The organism is Roseibium polysiphoniae, assembly GCF_014842925.1.
GTDB lineage: Bacteria > Pseudomonadota > Alphaproteobacteria > Rhizobiales > Stappiaceae > Roseibium > Roseibium polysiphoniae.
The window spans coordinates 143,594-157,873 of record NZ_JACYXJ010000006.1 but is presented as its reverse complement, the minus strand read 5'-3'; the positions used below and the strand labels follow the sequence as shown (position 1 = coordinate 157,873).

The window sequence follows — 14,280 nt, the reverse complement described above, 5'->3', positions numbered from 1 at the left end:
GACCAATGAATGAAAGCCGGGCCCTGGCACATGTCTTTGCGGCGCAGAGTGCACGCTCCGGCGCCGTTCCACAACTGCCTTTACAACCATTTTAGGCCTTGTCAGACGCCTTAGACTTCGATCCGCTGAAAAGCCTTGTTGGAAGTCACGGCATGCGTGCTGGGTTGGCAGTCAGGCGGGCCGATAGGCTTGCAGCCGTCGCAGGATTTCCTCCGGTTCGCCCGCCAGCGTGTTCAATTTGATCGTCAGGTGATCAGTCCCGTCGGCTTGCCGGGATAATTTCCAGTTCCGCGTCATGACCGACTTCCAGAGCGGAAACATGTGCTTTTCATTTACGGCGTCTGGCAAAGCGCTGGTCAGCGAAATTTCCAAGCCAACGAGTTCGATGCTGCGCACGGACGATTGATGGAGGGTCATCTGGTCGATGGAGGCCCAATCGATAAATCCGATACGCTCAACGAACAGACCCTGCTCATTTGCCCCGAGCTGAGGCTGGCTACGGTCGATCATCGGATAGTGCCAAAAGGACACCAGCAGTGGCACGATGGCGAGGCCCGCCAAAGGTTTCACGCCGCCGAAAAGGCCAAGAACGACAAAGCCAAAGCCGAAGAACAGACCGCCAATGACAAGCGCCTCTCCTGTCGACCGAATATAGCCAATTGCAAATGGCTTGGGCCCGTTCGGGGTTTCCGAATTCGTGTCTTTGACGTCTGTTGGCATGAGGCGAATTGATATCCTGTTGTGAGGACGCTGGAGCCTCCTTGTTTCAGGCCGCTGAAGCCTTGTCAAAGCCTCCGCCCGCAACAATGGCGGTCACACGCTAGGCGCCGGCCGCTTTGGTTGGTGTCTCTTTCCCGATGCCCAGGAGCTTCATCAGTGTGAAGGCTGCGACGGCGCAGAAGGTGATGGCTGCGACCAGCGGTGTCACGGTGCCATCGAAGAATGGGCTTGCCGCCGCAATCATCAGACCGCCCGCGATCATCTGAAGGGTGCCGCCAAGGGAGGAGGCCAGGCCGGCAATTTTGCCGTGGTGATCAAGAGCGAGCACCATGGTCGAGGGAATGACGAGGCCAAGACACGCATTGCCGCAAAACAGGAAGAACATAACCACCGGCAGCACCCCATAGCCGGAAAGCGTCAGGGCAAGCAGGGCGAGTTCAATCAGGACGAAGCCAGTGACCGCATAGACGATGACCCGCGTCATGCCAAAGCGTTGACCGAGTTGGGCCGCGATCTGCGAGGACGCGAAGAAGCCGATCGCGTTGACGGCAAACGCAAGACTGAACTCGACGCCCGACAATCCGAAGTGGCCGGTGTAGACGAACGGCGCGCTGGCGATGAAGACAAAAAAGCTAGCCATGCCGCAGCCACCGATCAAGGTCAGCCCCATGAACAGGGGATCCGCCAGCAGCACCTTGAGGCCCGCAAAAAGAGACCGCGTGTTGACCGGCACGCGGTCTTCCGGCGCGAGGGTCTCGGGCAGGGCCCGGTCTGTGACGATGAGCGAGAGAACAGCGGCTCCCGCGAGGAAATAGAAGATGGCCTGCCAGCCGCCGATTGCGATGATCCCGGTACCTGCGAGAGGCGCCAGCATCGGCGACACGCTTATCACGAGCATCACCAATGCCATCAGACGGGTTGCCTGATAGCCGGTGTACATGTCCCTGATGATGGCGCGCGGTATGACCATGACCACGGCAGCACCGACACCCTGCAGCAGGCGCGATGCGATCAGCCATTCGATCGTAGGCGACAGGGCACAGCTGATGGACCCCAGGATGAACAAGACAAGGCCGCCATAAAGCGGCAGCTTGCGGCCGATTTGATCCGAAAGAGGGCCATACACCATCTGCGACAGGCCGAAGGTCAGGAAGAAGGCCGTCAGCGTCATCTGCGTTGATGCAATCCCTGCGTCGAGGTCCGCTTCAATTGCGGGCAGAGCAGGGAGATAAATGTCAATGGCGAGTGGTCCAACGGCAGCAAGCAGCCCAAGCACCGCCGCAGATCGAAACAATCCGCTGGTCATCTGATCATCCTGAAAATCGGTATGGAAGGGCCGGGAGCGAGCCAAGAACAACCCGTTCAGGATAGAGGCTGAAGTGATCAGGCGCAATAAGGCAAAAAGCCCTCCGCCACAGGGACGGAAGGCTGTTCACAGCTGGTTTCTAGAGGGGTTATTGATCCAGAATTTCCGTGGCCTCGATCTTGATGTCGAAGCCTTCAAGGCCGACGTAATGGCGCTCGCGGGAAGCCAGCAGGCGGATGGACGTGACGCCGAGATCTTTGAGGATCTGCGCGCCCAGTCCAACTTCACGCCATTGTTCTTCGCGCGCCTGGGCCGAGCCATGTTCCTCCAATTCGGCAGCTTCCAGATCGGTGCGGGGCCGCTTGGACTGGCGGGCAACGCCGACCGACCCTTCGCGCAGATAGACTACGATGCCGCGTCCACGTTCGGCAAAAAGCTGCATGGTGGTGTCGAGCGGTTGGGTCTGGCCGAAGACATCGTCCAGTACGGATTCCAACTGCAGACGCACCGGGACATTGCGCCCGTCAAGAATATCACCATAGACAACTGCCACATGGTGCATCGGGTCATAGGGGGTCTCATAGGTCATGGCATAGGCAGGGCCTGCGATCGTGTCGATCGGCTGCTCGTTGATCCGCTCAACCAGTCGTTCGGTGCGCTGACGCCAGGCGATGAGGTCTGAAACCGACACCATCTTGAGTTCATGCTCCGCGGCAAAGGCAGCAACCTGGTCGCCGCGCTTCACCGTGCCATCGTCGTTGACGAGCTCGCTGATGACGCCAACTTCCTCGAGGCCTGCAAGTCGGCATAGGTCTACTGCCGCTTCCGTGTGACCGGAGCGCATCAGCACGCCGCCCTCCTTGGCAACCAGCGGGAAGACATGACCGGGGCGGACAAAGTCCTCGGCACCGACATTGGGATTTGCGAGGGCCCGGACTGTGGAGCAACGCTCCTCGGCCGATATGCCGGTCGTCAGACCCTGGCGGTAGTCGACCGAAATCGTGAAGGCGGTCGCCAGCGGCGCATCGTTCTGCGACACCATCGGATCGAGACGGAGCCGCTGGGCGGCTGCCACCGTCATCGGGGCGCAAACGATCCCGGAGGTGTGCCGGACGATGAAGGCCATCTGTTCCGGAGTGATTTTGGAGGCGGCAACGATCAGGTCGCCTTCGTTCTCGCGATCATCATCATCTGTCACGACGACAACTTCGCCACGTTCGAATGCACGGATAGCTTCTGCGACACGGGCCTGGGACACAGGATGCTCCTTCGTAGTGGATAGGCCGAGAAAGTCATTGGGGGTAACGGCGCCGTTCGTGGCCTCCGCGATTTTGCGGGCCATGTCCCGCGACACCCAGACATCGGGGTCGTTGCACAAGGCAGTAACGGAGGCGGCGGACAGGTTCGCGCGTCGCGCAAAGGCGCTCCGGCTTTCCCCCATCTCCAAGAGCCAATGATCCAGTCTCATGAGACCCATTTAAGCCCGTGCACCAAGCCTGGCAAGGCATACATGCAAAAAATTTCAGTATCACTGAAAGGCTCAGGTGCCTGGAAAACACCCAGGATCACGCACTGCCGCCAGGAAGGCTCTGAACAGCCGGCGGTGGGCAGGCCGGTAGAGCAGAAACTCTGGATGCCACTGAACGCCCATCAAAAAGCGCGCAGATGTGTCCTCGAAGGCCTGGGGAACACCAAACTCGTCCCGCCCGACGATCCGGATGTTCTCGCCCGTTGTGTCGATGGCCTGGTTGTGGAGGCTGTTGACGCGGACACAGTCGCAGGCGTGGATGCGTCCCAGCCGGCTTGGTTCTTCGAACGTCACGGTCTTGCGCGGCAGGGGCGTCCACATGGGGGGTAGGTCAGCGAAGGCCTCACGGACATTCTGGTGGAGATTGCCGCCCTTGTGAACGTTGATCATCTGCGCGCCGCGGCAGACCCCGAGCACCGGGATGTCACGCGGTGTGGCATGGTCCAGCACGGCGAGCTCCATCTCGTCACGCTCCGGATCGAGACGTGCGTCAATGAGCGTATCGCCCCGGTAAAGGTCGGGGCTTATGTCATCGCCTCCGCCGATGATGAAGCCGTCGAACCCGCAAAGCTCGGAAGGGTCCTGAGGTGCAAGCAGCCGCACGGGTACCGCGCCGTAGAGCCTCAGGGCGAGCCAATAGAACCACCACATGTAACGTCCGCCGCCCCGCGACGTTGTAACGCCGATGCGAGGACGTTTCGTTCCTGTTTCCCTCATGAAAGCAGCAGCCATTCACTGGCGCGCAGGGCCCAATTGGATTGATTGGCCGATGTCAGATATTCCGTTGCCATCGCATCCAGAAGGTCAGGCTTGTCCGCGAGGTCCTCAACCAGGCACCAGCGGTTCCACTCCAGCGCAATCGACCATGCCTCCTCGTCCAGCCGCGCATCCGGCAGCCGGTAGTGGAACGTTGGTCGCGATTTGATCAATGGATCCGAGACGGCCGCCGCCACCTTTTCCGGGTTCAGATGAGACAGAAGCGGCAGGAGATCCAGCTCCCGGTTTCGGGTCGGGTTGAACTGGAGGTAATCGTCAATCAGTTGGTTGAGGTCGGGTGCATAGGCAGGGGCGAGGATCTTGCGGACATAGTCTTTGGGGAAAGGATCGGCAAAGGCCGTGAGCTTGCGCGTCTTGTCCACGTCGATCACGCCGCGCAGCCAGGGCGAAAGCAGCATGTAGGCTTTGAGGACCCGGCTGATATAGGCCCCGGAGAATTCCGGCAATTCGGGATTGAGCTGCGCGCCAAAGGCATAGAGCAGATTATCACGTGTGCCGCTTGCTCCCGCTTCTCTCAAGGCGAGCGTGAGCAGGCTCAGGTCGCTCAGTTCATTGAGCGCAATCGGCGGGCAGATGATCTCGCAGGGGACGACAAGAGAGGATACGTCGCCAAGAAATTCCTGCACACGGCTTTCGACCTGACCAAGAACTCGATCCATGTTCTTGTCGCCGCCACCAAGCCCGCCGTGAACATATTGGCTGTCGAGCTCGCAGACAAAATCGCCCAGTCGTGTTTCGCTAATCGCAAAGCGATGCGCGTCCTGACGCTCGATCTCACCGCCGAAAAGTTGATGTACAAGCGCAGCACCGTCACGAGCCGACACCGCTGCAAATTCCAGCTCCACGCCGACGCGTCGCACGTCGCCCTTGGGCGTGGTTTGCCGCGCGGGCATTTTGAAATTGCTGTGGTAATCGAACATGGAGTCTGGGTTCCCGACTGATGAGAGCTATCAATCGCAAACGCCGGGGATCTGATTCTGTTCCATCGGGCGGGCATCATTGCGCCCAGGTCACGGGTTGCTCGGAGTTGGGGCTACTTCACGAACGCGGCAACCCGGGACACAAAGGCAGGCGCGAAAAAGCTGCGGCGCATGCCGACGTTCAGGAACATCTGGTCCAGGTCTTCCTTGAGGTAGGAAGTGTAATAAGGTTCGTGGAAGAGCTGTGGAAACAGGGACAGCAAGCCGTCATAGTCGGGCACATCGCCGGTCTGCAGGCTGTCGACAAACAGGAAGCTACCTCCCGGCTTCAGGACCCGTGCGACTTCTGAAACCACCTGCCGCCTCACCTTTGGTGGCAATTCGTGAAACAGGAAAACGCAGGAGAGAACATCCATGCTGTTGTCGGCAAACGGGAGCTTTTCCGCCATGGCGTTGATGAAGCTGGCGCGCTTCGTCGGTATCCGCTCCACGGCGACATTCAGATAGGGCTCGGACAGGTCAACGCCGATGCCCCTCAGTCTCGGAAAGGCGTCCAGGGCCGGGCGCAAAAGGCCGCCCGTTCCACAGGCCAGATCCGCGTAGGCAATCTGGCGCTGGTCCTTGCGTTTTACGATCTGGGCAAAAGGAACAAGTGCACGCCGCCGCATGGCCGCGGTGGCGCCGGAAAACAGCACGTCGACCTGAAAATCATAAAGCCTTGCGCTGTCCTCAGACAACCAGCCGTCGCTCTGGAAGTGAAAGTTCTGCTGATAGTATCGAGGTAGTGTTTCGGCAAACCTGTCTGTGTCTTCAAACACTTCCTGATGAGCTCCAGTTGCACGTCGCCGTGCAACTTCAGGTACGTCCTTGAAGAAGGCGCGGCTTGTCGCAACAAGCTCTCGAACGCTCATGCTGCCGTCACGGGGAGCCGGATAGAGGCCGGCCTCTACGGCTTGCAGGTCCGAGGCAAAGAGAGCGGCGATATCAGCCAGCATGCGTCTTTGACTTGGGACGGGCCCATCCGGCACCGGCGCAGGTGTCTGAGGAAGATCTTGCTGCAGACGCTTGTTCATCCGGCGCATGACTTCGGAGTGCACGGTATAGAGCGCCATCCGGTTTCCCTGCCGCCAGACATAGTCGGCACGTGAGGCAAGCTTTCGAAGCGACAGTCTCCGCCGCTTCCTTTGCTGGGGCTCTATCGCCACCTTTTCAAAGGATGCAGAAGCTGTTGATGCACTGCGCGCCTCGGCCATAGTTCATTCCCGTTTCAGGATCGCGACACATTCAATATGGGGCGAGAACAGGAACTGGTCCACAGGTGTGACCTTTTGGAGCGTATATCCGCCGTCAATCAGAATTCGCAGATCCCTGGCGAGGGTCGCAGGATTGCACGAAACGGCAATCACCGTCTTGACCTTGGACACGGCGATTTGTTCGGCCTGCGCCTGGGCTCCGGCACGCGGTGGATCGAAGACGACGGCGTCGTAGCTCGCCAGTTCTGCTTTCATCAGCGGCCGGCGAAAAATATCGCGGCGCTCGAAGGTGACTTTCTTAAAGCCGCGTGGAACGCGGAGAGCCTTGTCGAGCGCCTTGTTGGCCGCTGCATCCCCTTCGACCGCATGGACGGATGCGCTCTTGGCGATCCGAAGGGCAAACGTTCCCACTCCCGCGAAGAGATCAGTAACTTTTTTGGATTTTCCTAGCCCTTCGAGCACCAGGTCGCATAGGGCCTCTTCGGCCTGAAGGGTTGCCTGTGTGAAGCCGGCTGGTGGCGGAACAACCGTCAGGCCGCCCATGTCGAGTGCGGGTGGTCTCGCTTCGAGGAGCGTCTCGCCATTGATCGTGAGGCGTGCGAGACCGAGCTCGACAGCCAGCTGGGACAGCGCAGCAAATTTGCTTTCGTACTTGCTATCTGCCTGGTCAAAGGCAACGTCGAGGCCGTTCGTGGTCGAAAGAACGTTGACGCGCAACTCACCCTTTTTCGGCATCAGTTCAACGCAAAGGCGTTTCAGCCCGCGAAGGCCTGCAACGATCTCGGGCACCAGAACCGGGCACTCGGAGATGTCGACCATCTTGTGGCTGGCCTTCTCATGATATCCGAGAAGGATCGTGCGGCCGGCGCGGGCCGCCGTCAGGACCGCGCGCCTGCGGCTTCCAGGTTCGCTTGGAACCACTGGCGCAACCTCGGCTTCGATTCCTCGATCGGCCAGTGCCTTGACGACCAGGCCGCGCTTCCAGTCCAGGTAAGGTTCCTGCGCCAGATGCTGCACGGAGCACCCGCCGCAGCTCTCATAGTGCTTGCAGATCGGCTCGATGCGGTCGGGGCTTGTTTTGATGTAGGTGACATCCGCCGCGCGACCATTGGAGACTTCGGCGGTCACTTCCTCGCCAGGGAGCGCGCCGGGGACATAGACCTGTCCGCCTTCACTATGGGCAATGCCGTCACCGCGGTGGCCCAACTCCGCGATTGTCAAATTTGTATCCCTCATGCGGGCAGCGTTAACTGCCCGGGTCCCCGCTTGCAAGGGAAGACGCCAACGCGCGGCCTAATTCCTGCCGGCGCATCGTTTGAGAGAAATGCGTGTTGCTAGCTGTTTTTGCGACCGTAAAGCAGCCATTCGGCGTTGCCATCGCCACCCTTGACCGGAGAGGGAACAAGATCGCCTGCGGTCCAGCCAGGCTGGCTATCAAGCCAGGTCTGCAGTTCTCCGGCAGTGTCTTCGGCGATTTGCGGCTCGACCAGGCCACCCTTGCCGATGTTGTCACGGCCGGCCTCGAACTGCGGTTTGACGAGGAACACACCAGCTGCACCCGGTGCGGCGAGATCAAGCGCCGGCGGCAGGGCAAGCTTGAGGGAGATGAAGCTCACGTCTGACACCAGGATTTCCGGATGGTCGCCTTCAAGATCAGCGAGGGTGAGCTCACGGGCGTTCAACCCGTCGCGCCGGCGAACTTTGGGATCACCGGAAATTGTCTCATGTAATTGGTCATGGCCGACATCAATGGCGTGAACCCTCGCGGCGCCTCGTTCGAGAAGCACCTGTGTGAAGCCACCAGTCGAGGCCCCAATGTCGAGGCAGACGCGACCGGACACATCAACGCCGAAACTGTCCAATCCGGCAATCAGCTTCAACGCCGCGCGCGACACATAGGCGGCTGCCGGATCGGCGACAGAGATTTGAGCTGTCCCGGCGATCTTCTGGGCCGGCTTCAGGCACAGCGCGCCATTCACCTGAACTGTTCCGCGCAGGATTGCGTCGCGCGCACGGGCGCGGCTTGGGAAGTGCTTCAGATCGACAAGATGCTGATCAAGGCGTTGTTTGCTGCTCATGACGCGTGTCTTAGTCGAACTTGGCGTCCTGGAAAACCTGGCGCCTCAAAAACAGCCGGCAATGCCGGCAACCAGTTGATCGAAGTAGACACGCTCGCCGAAACGCAGCCACAAGAGCCCCGAGGCAGCGATCAACATCGTTCCCCCGGTCGCAAGTCCCAGATAAAGAGGCATGTGCATGGCTCTGAGGCTCCCTGGTTCTTTTCGTCGCGAATGCTGCCCGGCCTCAAGAAGAGGCTGGAGCATTTTCGATCAGCCGCTGGAGTTTCTTGAGGGCGCTGTCTTCCGCTTCGCCATAGGCAATTGTGCCGACGAAGTGATTGTTCGCGTCCATCAGGAACACGGAGGCCGAATGATCCATCGTGTAGCCGCCGTCCTCGAGAGGCACCCGCTTGGCATAAACCCTATAGGCTTTGATCATCGCGTCAACCTGCTCGCGAGACCCGGTCAGCGGGACGATGCGGTCGTCGAAGGCAGAGACATAGTCCCGCATGACCTCCGGTGTGTCGCGTTCCGGATCAACCGAGACGAATGCGAAGTTCAGCTTGTCGGCATCTTCGCCGAGAGTATCGATCCATCCCTGCATATCCGAAAGTGTTGTCGGACAGACATCCGGACAGAAGGTGAAGCCGAACATATAGGCAGTGGGTTTGCCGGACATCTCCTGGTCGCTCACCTTTTCGCCCGCGCCATTGACGAGCTCGAACGGTCCGCCGATCGCAGAGAGCGGTTCGATCAGGGCACCAGCATTCTTGTTGCCCACCGTCTGCATTGTGATCAGAACACCGGCTCCGACTGCAAGGGCGGCAACTGCCGCCCAAGCTCCGTAACGTATCGCTTTCAAACCAGACATATTGCCCTCAGTCCTTGCCGTGTCCGGCATGATCGCCGTGTTTCATTTTGGAGTGATCCATCTCGCCATCTCCCATTTTACCGTGGTCCATGCCCTTCGCGCCGATCTTTTCAGCGGTTAGCTCCACGGTGATCTCACCGGCTTTTTCGAAGGTCAGCGTCACAGGAACTTTCTGCCCCTTGGTGATTGGGGCGTTGAGCTTCATGAACATGATATGGAAGCTTCCCGGCTTCAATACGGCAGTTCCATTGGCCGGGATTTCCAGACCGTTCTCGAGCTGACGCATTGTCATGACGCCATCATTGACGGCCATTTCATGAATTTCGGTCCGACCGGCTGCCGGTGAGGACGCGGAAACAAGGCGATCGGCCTCTGATCCGGAATTGTGAATTTCAACGAAGCCGCCAGCAGCTGCGGCCTTCGGAGGCGTTGCGCGCGTCCAGGGATGGTCGATGGTCAGATCACCAAGCTTGTAGTCTTGCGCCTGAGCGGAAACCGACAAGAGTGCGATTGCGGCCGCAGTGGCCAGCGTTTTCAGAGACGTCATGTGTCATTGATCCTGATTGGAAAATAGTCGTTGGCGCTTGCGCGCCAGATGTCGAGTCAGGTCAAGACAAAGGGCGGTGCCCGAATTGGTCCGGCGGTCCAGGGACGTGCTGATGTACCGAAATGATCTAGTGATCCAGGCCGCGAGGAAAAGCGATTGTCGGCAGATTCGAAGGCGTAAGCTGCGCCTTGAGGCGTGGCCGAAAACTGGCCAATGTGGCTGCACCCCGTCCCACAGATACAGTGGGCAGGGTCGTGTTGACCGCCCGACGGCAGTAGGCGCCCGTCTTCGAGAGAAGATGTTTGGCACAGGATGCCGAGGCCTTCTCCCGCAACGCCGGGCGAGATGGCCAGGCCGACCATGATGACGGTGACTCTAAGCCCGAGCGCGAGCATGGCCAGGATCGCCAGGGGGTGGCGTTCCTGCCGCAGCATTTGAAAGAGGCTCGGGCACGAGTTCATGGGCGGAATATGATGGCAAACTGCGGTGGCGTCGAGGGGTGTTTTGCCACAGGGGCGGAAATCGACCTAGCCTTTGTCAGAGGTCGCCGCGTCGTCAGTCTTGCCGGGCTCCTCTTCGGCAGCCGCTTCCTCGAGATCCTCATATGCCACCACCTCCTCCGTAATGGTATCAGTCTCCGCATTGTAGATTTCGTCGTCATAGGCTGGAAACTCTTCCGGCGGGATGACGTTGGGCGCATCAACATCCAGTGGCTCGGGCGACATGACTGTACCGACCTGAGCTGTTGCAGCGTATTCGAAGTCGAACTTCTCTTCAGGATCGATGGCACTGCGCGCAAAGAGGCGCGTCAGTATGAAGGCGACCATCACCACATTTACGACGGCAACCAAGAAATAGAGCCCCGACGGTCCTGTTTGGTTCATCAGGATCGAGGCCGAGATCGGGCCGGCGACGGAGCCAAGTCCGAAAGCGAGCAGCAGTCCCGATGATGTTTCAACGAAGTCTTCAGAATCGGCATAGTCGAAGGCGTGGGAAACCGCGATTGCATAGCCGGGCTGCGAACAGATGCCTATGAGCATGGCCAGGGCCGTTGCGGTCTGAAAGTCCTGAGGAGCCAGCACGGCAACACCGGTTGCGACCACAGAGGTCGCTACTCCAAGCATCAGCAACACCAGCCGACGATCCATCCTGTCCGAAAGCCGGCCGACGGGCCATTGTGAGAGCATGCCGCCGGCAATGACGGCGGCTGCGTAGACGGCCGACTCGTTGGTCGAAAAACCGATCTGGGAGCCATAGAGCGGCGAGAGGGACCAGATGGCTCCATTCGCGACACCGATGAGTAGAGCACCAACCAGAGCGGCAGGCGAGTTGCGGTAAAGCTTGATCGGCCGGAAACGGACCAGCGTAATGGGAGCTGGTTGATTGGCAGAAGTAAGAGCGACCGGGATGACGGCGAGGCTCACGGTGACCGACGCGATGGCAAACGGGATGAAAGACGTGATGTCCATACCTGAAATCGAGACCTGTCCCACCATCATGGCAGCAAACAGGATCACGACGTAGGTCGACATGATCGTTCCGCGGTTCTCGTTTGTGGCACTCTCGTTCAGCCAGCTTTCAACGATCATGTAAAAGCCTGCGAGACAAAAGCCCGAGATGATACGGATTGCGAACCATGCGACCGGATCGACGGCGATCGGGTGCAGGATCGCGGCGGCGGACATGAGGGAGACAACCGCTGCATAGGCGCGGATGTGGCCAGCGCGCATGATGACGAGTGGTGCGCCAAGGCAGCCGAGCACGAGCCCGATAAAATAGGCCGAGGAGATTGCACCGATTTGCAGGTCGCTGAAATCCGCGTTGCTCGCAGCAAGCGGCAACAGCGTCGACTGCAGCCCATGTCCGAGAATGAGCAATGCGACTGAAATCAACAGAGCGGAAACGGAAGCCAGCATCTGCGCCATGAATCACCTCGGTGCAGTTGGAAAAAAGAAAATGCGCCGGCGCAGGGGCCGACGCAGATCTTCTTGAATTCCAGCTTTCTCAGTCCTGACCGGGCCTGTCAATCGATTACTGACGAATGACGCAAACCGAGCACACAAGTGACGGTTTCATCTTCTGAACGCGCTAAGTCAGGCGCGCTGGAAGGAGCCGAGATGGTCCTGACCGAGAGCAAGGAAGACTTGCTTCATGATGCCTTCACAGGTGAGGCCCGCGTCTTTGTACAGTATGTCCGGCTTGTCCTGGTCCTGATAGACATCAGGGAGCGTTACCGTACGGATTTTCAGACCATTGTCCAAAAGACCGAGCGCTGCCAATTGGCTCAGAACATGGCTTCCAAAACCGCCAATCGAGCCCTCCTCGACCGTGACCAGCACTTCGTGTTCTCTCGCCAGGCGCGTGAGGAGATCGACGTCGAGCGGCTTGGCAAAGCGCGCATCGGCAACCGTTGTCGAAAGACCGGCCGCATCCAGTTCATCGGCCGCTGCAAGACATTCGCTCATGCGTCCGCCAAAGGACAGCAGCGCAACCTTCGTTCCCTCACGGCGGATCACGCCCTTGCCGATTTCGAGAACCGTTCCGCGCTCGGGAAGCTCAAGGCCGACGCCTTCGCCGCGAGGATAACGGAATGAAATCGGACCTTCGTCATACGCAACCGCTGTCGCGACCATATGGCGAAGCTCGACTTCGTCAGCAGCTGCCATGACGACAAAACCGGGCAGGCAGGACAGATAGGCCGTATCGAAGGCGCCGGCATGCGTCGCCCCGTCTGCGCCAACCAACCCTGCGCGGTCGATCGGAAAGCGAACCGGCAGGCCTTGAATGGCGACATCATGCACAACCTGATCGTAGGCGCGCTGCAGGAAGGTCGAATAGATCGCGGTGAACGGCTTGAACCCTTCCGTCGCCAGACCGGCGGCAAACGTCACCGCATGCTGTTCTGCGATGCCGACATCAAACGTCCGAGTAGGAAAGGCTTCCTGGAACAGGTCGACGCCGGTCCCGTCGGGCATGGCAGCGGTAATCGCAACGACTTTCTCGTCGTCTTGTGCTTCCCGGACCAGCGACGTCGCGAACACATTGGTGTAGCTCGGTGCATTTGCCTTCGGCTTTGACTGTTTGCCGGTCACGACATCGAATTTCGCTACGCCGTGATACTTGTCCTTGGCGCCTTCGGCAGGAGCGTATCCCTTGCCCTTCTGGGTGACCGCATGGATCAACACCGGTCCATGGTGCGTGTCGCGGACATTTTTCAGGATCGGCAGAAGATGTTCAAGATTATGGCCGTCGACAGGGCCGACATAATAGAACCCGAGCTCCTCGAACAGTGTTCCGCCGGTCCAGAAGCCGCGTGCATATTCTTCTGCGCGCGCTGCTTTTTCCTGGAGAGGTTTCGGCAGGTTCTTCGCAATATTCTTGGCGGCATCTCGCAGGGATTGGTAGGTCGGGCCCGATACGAGCTTGGCAAGATAGGCTGACATTGCGCCCACTGGCGGCGCAATGGACATGTCGTTGTCATTGAGGATGACAATGAGCCGCGAGCCAAGGTGACCGGCATTGTTCATGGCTTCATACGCCATGCCCGCGGACATCGCCCCGTCGCCGATCACGGAAATGACGTTGTTGTCCCTGCCAGCCAGGTCACGCCCGACGGACATTCCAAGGCCTGCTGAAATAGACGTAGAGGAATGGGCAGCGCCGAACGGGTCGTAGGGGCTTTCCGACCGCTTTGTGAAACCTGACAGCCCATTGCCCTGACGCAGCGTCCGGATGCGGTCGCGCCTCTCTGTCAGGATTTTATGCGGGTAGCATTGATGGCCTACATCCCAGATCAGACGGTCGTCAGGGGTGTTGAACACATAGTGGAGCGCGACGGTCAGTTCGACCACCCCAAGGCCTGCGCCCAGGTGTCCGCCGGTGACGGAAACCGCGTCGATCATCTCCGCACGAAGTTCCTCGGCGATCTGACTTAGATCGGTTTCCTCGAATTGACGCAGATCCGCTGGACAGTTGATCTGATCGAGCAGGGGAGTAGATGGTTTGGACGTCACGCTGTGTACGGCTCCAGAGGGTTCTATTTGGCGCGCAGGATTACACCAAGCACAGATAGGGCGCAAACCGGGCTTTGGCACTGGGTGTTTTTGCGCCTTCTTTTTCCGGTAAACGAAATCAAGCTTCAAAAAGATAGTCAAAAATATCAGGTTGTTGTCGAATTGATAGGCTAGTCACCCAGATGGGTGATGCATTTAAACCGGAAGTGGAATAAAAAGCTGATGTGGTCGATGGGGCCACGTGCACAGTGATCAACTGGGGCCGTGTTTCACGGCCCCTTTTTT

Annotated in this window: 14 protein-coding genes; all 14 read right to left on the bottom strand. The window is 59.2% G+C overall.

What is annotated here, in order from left to right; all coding sequences use genetic code 11:
- Nucleotides 1-171: 171 nt before the first annotated feature.
- Entirely contained in the window at nt 172-720 is a 549-nt protein-coding gene (locus IG617_RS16485; protein ID WP_192110350.1) for a hypothetical protein, read from the bottom strand.
- Nucleotides 721-820: 100 nt separating this feature from the next.
- Nucleotides 821-2,026: a multidrug effflux MFS transporter gene (locus IG617_RS16480; protein ID WP_192110349.1), complete on the bottom strand. Its 1,206-nt coding sequence runs from the start codon at nt 2,024-2,026 to the stop codon at nt 821-823.
- 148 nt (nt 2,027-2,174) lie between these two features.
- Complete coding sequence (gene ribB / locus IG617_RS16475) at nt 2,175-3,494, bottom strand: 3,4-dihydroxy-2-butanone-4-phosphate synthase (RefSeq protein WP_192110648.1); 1,320 nt, start codon at nt 3,492-3,494, stop codon at nt 2,175-2,177.
- Between the two features lie 72 nt (nt 3,495-3,566).
- On the bottom strand, nt 3,567-4,205 hold the full coding sequence (locus IG617_RS16470) for a gamma-glutamyl-gamma-aminobutyrate hydrolase family protein (protein ID WP_254170592.1): 639 nt from the start codon (nt 4,203-4,205) through the stop codon (nt 3,567-3,569).
- A gap of 62 nt (nt 4,206-4,267) precedes the next feature.
- On the bottom strand, nt 4,268-5,251 hold the full coding sequence (locus IG617_RS16465; RefSeq protein ID WP_192110347.1) for an amidoligase family protein: 984 nt from the start codon (nt 5,249-5,251) through the stop codon (nt 4,268-4,270).
- A 113-nt stretch (nt 5,252-5,364) separates the two neighbouring features.
- Nucleotides 5,365-6,504 (bottom strand): class I SAM-dependent methyltransferase, encoded by a 1,140-nt coding sequence (locus IG617_RS16460; protein ID WP_192110346.1) that lies wholly within the window; start codon nt 6,502-6,504, stop codon nt 5,365-5,367.
- Nucleotides 6,505-6,507: 3 nt separating this feature from the next.
- On the bottom strand, nt 6,508-7,725 hold the full coding sequence (locus IG617_RS16455) for a class I SAM-dependent RNA methyltransferase (RefSeq protein WP_338110009.1): 1,218 nt from the start codon (nt 7,723-7,725) through the stop codon (nt 6,508-6,510).
- A gap of 113 nt (nt 7,726-7,838) precedes the next feature.
- Nucleotides 7,839-8,582, bottom strand: a complete 744-nt coding sequence (locus tag IG617_RS16450; RefSeq protein WP_192110344.1) for a TlyA family RNA methyltransferase — start codon at nt 8,580-8,582, stop codon at nt 7,839-7,841.
- Between the two features lie 45 nt (nt 8,583-8,627).
- A complete protein-coding gene (locus IG617_RS21835) occupies nt 8,628-8,762 on the bottom strand; it encodes a hypothetical protein (protein WP_276529834.1) in 135 nt (44 codons plus the stop codon).
- Nucleotides 8,763-8,808: 46 nt separating this feature from the next.
- Complete coding sequence (locus IG617_RS16445) at nt 8,809-9,435, bottom strand: SCO family protein (protein WP_192110343.1); 627 nt, start codon at nt 9,433-9,435, stop codon at nt 8,809-8,811.
- Between the two features lie 7 nt (nt 9,436-9,442).
- Nucleotides 9,443-9,982, bottom strand: a complete 540-nt coding sequence (locus tag IG617_RS16440) for a copper chaperone PCu(A)C (RefSeq protein WP_192110342.1) — start codon at nt 9,980-9,982, stop codon at nt 9,443-9,445.
- A gap of 56 nt (nt 9,983-10,038) precedes the next feature.
- Complete coding sequence (locus IG617_RS16435; RefSeq protein WP_192110341.1) at nt 10,039-10,416, bottom strand: hypothetical protein; 378 nt, start codon at nt 10,414-10,416, stop codon at nt 10,039-10,041.
- Nucleotides 10,417-10,509: 93 nt separating this feature from the next.
- Entirely contained in the window at nt 10,510-11,907 is a 1,398-nt protein-coding gene (locus tag IG617_RS16430; protein ID WP_192110340.1) for an MFS transporter, read from the bottom strand.
- Nucleotides 11,908-12,075: 168 nt separating this feature from the next.
- Nucleotides 12,076-13,995: a 1-deoxy-D-xylulose-5-phosphate synthase gene (gene dxs / locus IG617_RS16425; RefSeq protein WP_192110339.1), complete on the bottom strand. Its 1,920-nt coding sequence runs from the start codon at nt 13,993-13,995 to the stop codon at nt 12,076-12,078.
- Nucleotides 13,996-14,280: the final 285 nt, after the last annotated feature.